This is a genomic window from Emticicia sp. TH156, assembly GCF_002855535.1.
GTDB lineage: Bacteria > Bacteroidota > Bacteroidia > Cytophagales > Spirosomataceae > Emticicia > Emticicia fluvialis.
This window is the reverse complement of the sequence record NZ_PKRS01000031.1, coordinates 1-3183: the sequence shown is the minus strand read 5'-3', so window position 1 is coordinate 3183 and position 3183 is coordinate 1. Positions and strand designations below refer to the sequence as shown.

At 34.8% G+C, this 3183-nt stretch carries 2 protein-coding genes and 2 pseudogenes; all 4 read left to right on the top strand.

Translation table 11 applies throughout. From position 1 onward, the window contains the following. Positions 1–69 precede the first annotated feature (69 nt). Positions 70–912, top strand: a pseudogene (locus C0V77_RS22800) (RHS repeat-associated core domain-containing protein); the annotation flags it as partial. Next, complete coding sequence (locus C0V77_RS22795) at positions 909–1388, top strand: hypothetical protein (protein WP_101728699.1); 480 nt, start codon at positions 909–911, stop codon at positions 1386–1388. The pseudogene C0V77_RS22800 and the gene C0V77_RS22795, both read left to right, overlap by 4 nt. A gap of 162 nt (positions 1389–1550) precedes the next feature. After that, positions 1551–2480, top strand: a pseudogene (locus C0V77_RS22790) (RHS repeat domain-containing protein); the annotation flags it as partial. 11 nt (positions 2481–2491) lie between these two features. Then, positions 2492–2728, top strand: a complete 237-nt coding sequence (locus tag C0V77_RS22785) for a hypothetical protein (RefSeq protein WP_143706173.1) — start codon at positions 2492–2494, stop codon at positions 2726–2728. Positions 2729–3183: the final 455 nt, after the last annotated feature.

Sequence of the window (3183 nt, the reverse complement as noted above, 5' to 3'; positions counted from 1 at the left end):
ATTGGGTGGCCTTTTTTTTAAGCAGTTAAATGAAATAATGATTAAACCACACCTACTCTAAACAAATTTGAATATCAAAATAAAGAAAAGGAAAGTACGTTTAATTTGCGAAGAATTAGCTTTGGTGCAAGGACTTACAATGCGAGTATAGGGAGATTTGATGGGGTGGATCCGCTGGCGGATAAGATGAGAAGGTACAGCACTTATAATTATGCTTTTAATAATCCTTTGAGGTTTATTGATCCTGATGGTAGATTTGGAGACTTATATGACCAGAAAGGGAATAAAATAGGTACAGATAATAAACCTGATGAAAAAGCTTATGTTGTAACTGACAAGCAAACAGTTAAAGACATTAAACAATCGGATGGTATTGTTAAAGATGCAGGTGCGGTTAATTCTGCAGTTGAATTACCCAGCGCATTTGTAAGAATTGAAATGGGTAAAGCAGTAACTAGATCTAACTCTGCAAATAATAAGAGAACTGATGAATTTAAAGGAGATGATGATGAAGGAGGATTCCATGAAGAAGGCGGAGTATATGGAACTGGAGCAAATGGAGAAGATAAAGTTGTTCATGCAAAGCCAGGGGCTAAAGCGGACCCTTTAGAAGTTGGTATGGCAACTGTAAAACCTGGTGACGCTGCTGTACCTAGTCCAATAGCAGCACAAGGCTCTTTTCATGTTCACCCATCCGGTGAAAGAAAACCAGGTTTAGGTGTGATTGGTGGAAAAAGTGCTAAATTTGAACAATCTCCAACCCCTAAAATAGATTATAATGAAGCTAAGGCGTATCCAGGTAATTCATTTGTATTAGGAGCAAGAAGTGGAACTGTAACGATAATCAATGGGGGCGGAAATATAGCTACGTTTCCATTAAACAAATTCTTATCAATAGGAATAAAAAAATGAGAACAATCAATTTTCTTTTTCTCTTAATAATAATTTCATTAAGGGTTCAAGCACAACGACAACTGATTTTAACAGAAGTAAAATACAAAGGTCAAGTTATATCGTTATCGAATAATTTCAGCGTTGGCATTTTGCATCATGGAGATACATTATTTCTTGAGTCAAATGAAAAAGGTTTCTATTTGCCTGATTCACTTTTAAAAAAACAACGAACCTTGCTTTTTAACATTGGGAGTCAAGAACTATTACTAGATTCAATCTTTTTATCAGTGAATCCTGAATATTTACACTGGACAGTTGATATTGACAAAAGACCCTTTTTAGAGGAAACTAAGTTGCACTTAAAAACAATTAAGAAAAAAGTAAAAAGGAAGATTAATTGGACTTACACCCTTAATAAATCAACAGGAAGCAATATAATATTCTTTCGCTTTACAAAATTGAAAAATCCCAAGAGAAAGTTTGGAATAAAATGAAGCATTATCTGAGTGTCTTGTTGTAAAATAGCTTAACAAATTTAAGTAAGTATTTAAGTAAGTGTACTTTGTTCAAGGCCATCCAATAGATTATTTATTGGATGGCCTTTTTATTAAGAAGTTAAATGAAATGATAATTAAACCACCCCTGCCCCGAACCAATTTGAATATCAAAATAAAGAAAAGGAAAGTACGTTTAGTTTACGAAGAATTAGCTTTGGTGCTAGAACTTATAATCCGAGTATAGGGCGGTTTGATGGGGTGGATCCATTGACAAGTATTGCTAGAAGATTTTCAGCTTTTGTTTATGCTAAAAATAACCCATTAGTATTTGTTGACCCTGATGGTAGGGCATCAGAAGATTTTACTTATTCTGATGGCTATAGTACTTTGAGTGCAAGGAATAGTAGTGGTTCAGTTGGTTTTAGTGGAGCTTACCAAAATTGTTGTAATAATCAAGAACCCATTAAAGGTGGCTATCCTAATGGTACCTTACAATCACCCTCTCAACAAAATGCGACTATATCACAGGGGAAGTTTAATAATTTTACCGAATACGAGAAAGCTGCGCAGTTAGGAGTTGATATGGCGAGCTTTGTTGAAGGAGGGTATGGTTTAATAAAGTTTGGAAAAAGTGCATCAAGGTTATTAAGTTTTTCAAAATATAGTAAAAATCTAATAACTCCATTAAATAACGCAGAAAATCTATTATCTTTAGGTAAAAAATTCGGCCCACTTAATCCAGGCCCTCTAGTTACGGAAGTAACAAATTCATTTAGATCTGGAACTTACACGGAGAAGATCGCAGAAACAGATATGATAGTCTATCGTTATTGGGGCGGTAAATCTGGGGAGTTTGGTCGATTTTGGAGTCCGGCGCCTAATGGGCCTTTGGCATCACAAATAGATCTTGCTGTATTACCTGAATGGGGTAATACGTTTCAAAATCTGACGCATATTAAAGTACCCAAAGGAACTGTTTACTATGAAGGAGTAGCTGCAGCTCAGAAATCTGCTAAAGGAGAGTTAGTAGGTGGGGGAACACAAATTTATTTTAATTTTAATGTTAATCCGTTATGGAAAATGAAATAGAGTTATTCCCAATGAAGGAGTTTTCCCATTTTCAAGAATTTGATAAATTCTGTGCGTATCTGGAATCGTTAGAAAAAGAATATGTAATAACCGAGATTGAAAAAGGCCCTATACCAGTAATGTATTCTAATGATGGGAATGAGGAAAAATGGTATCTCGATAGACATAATCAGATATGGGTATTGATTCGCCCGGACTATCCATTTAAAGGTTTCTTCAAACAACTTTCTGATATTACAAGAAGCTAAATGACATCTTGTAAAAAATTTTGATTAATTTGATTTTTTAATTTTGCTGGCTCTTCCCGAGACCATCCAATAGATTATTCATTGGATGGTTTTGTTTATTATACTACCCATTTCAGAAACACCCAAGTAGAATAATATGTAGCATATGGTTCTGCGTTGACCAAGACCTAAGAAACCTCTTTTGCCCCTAGGTTAGGGAATGCTTTCCCGTACAAATTTGAATATCAAAATAAAGAAAAGGAAAGTAGGTTTAATTTGCGGAGAATTAGCTTTGGTGCAAGGACTTACAATGCGAGTATAGGGCGGTTTGATGGGGTGGATCCGTTGGCGGATAATTACTATTCTTTATCTCCATATAACTTGACGTGGTTCATTTTTAGTTTACACTTTTTGCGAATTATTAAAAGACAAATATTTACTTTTTGAACCTATTTTTTGGTAGTACAATTCTTCAA

Coding starts and splice junctions, on each gene's coding strand:
- C0V77_RS22785 (WP_143706173.1), top strand. CDS start 2,492: ATGAAGGAGTTTTCCCATTTTCAAGAATTTGATAAATTCTGTGCGTAT.
- C0V77_RS22795 (WP_101728699.1), top strand. CDS start 909: ATGAGAACAATCAATTTTCTTTTTCTCTTAATAATAATTTCATTAAGG.